1 protein-coding gene is annotated in these 777 nt (G+C 48.1%); it reads left to right on the top strand.

What is annotated here, in order from left to right:
- Positions 1 to 183 precede the first annotated feature (183 nt).
- A complete protein-coding gene (locus ACP7D4_RS28160; RefSeq protein ID WP_426212739.1) occupies positions 184 to 669 on the top strand; it encodes a hypothetical protein in 486 nt (161 codons plus the stop codon).
- The last annotated feature ends 108 nt before the right edge of the window (positions 670 to 777 follow it).

Genomic DNA, 777 nt, shown 5'->3' on the forward strand with positions numbered 1-777 from the left:
ATTGGTCGGCGCGCATGGTCATGACGACGGCGCGCTCTTGAGTAGTCAGATGTTTGTAGATTTTTGCCATGGCGGCACCTTACAGCAGAAGGTGTTGCACTTGGTCTTTGAGAACGCCGAATGTTATCGCAGACGTCCATGTCCTACGACCATTTTGCGATCTCTAACACGGTAAGGATTCATATGGCTGTTGATCGTGACTATGGAAACTTCTCAAAAGTGGCTTCGCGTTTGTTGAAACCTCTGGTAGAACCATTGGGCTATCACCAAATTAAAGGGGCCGCGTTTGGCCGTCTTCGTGACGGATGGATCGAAGGATTCTTTTTGCAACAATCCGGTTGGGGCGGCGGTGATTTTTGGGTAAATGCTGGACTAAGCGTCCCAAAGCTCGACGACCTTTGGCAGAACGATCCGTCTACTCGTTCATTTGGATTGATCCTTGGTGCCCGGCTTGACCGGCAAGGAATTAGTCATGGTGCAGAGAGCTATCCAGCTGAAAACGAAATTAAGCTAAGTGCGAGTCTGGAGCGTGTAGCGAGGGATTTGAAAGCTGCAGATTCGTGGTTTGCGAAATTTCAATCGTTGGACGAGGTTGCAGTTGAATACAAATTACATAACGGTGGGGCAATAGCAAACATCAATAGTGGTTTTCTTTTGCTGCTAGTGTAGTGCGTCAAACAGATTGAAGCTTATTAAGTTTGGCACGAGCGCGCGTGACTTTGGCAAGAATGTCGGTCGCTTTCGCGGTCCATATATACGGTTTCGGTGCCATATTAT

Origin of the sequence: Massilia sp. TWP1-3-3 (assembly GCF_049897805.1) — a bacterium.
In the GTDB taxonomy this organism is placed as follows: Bacteria; Pseudomonadota; Gammaproteobacteria; order Burkholderiales; family Burkholderiaceae_D; genus Telluria_A.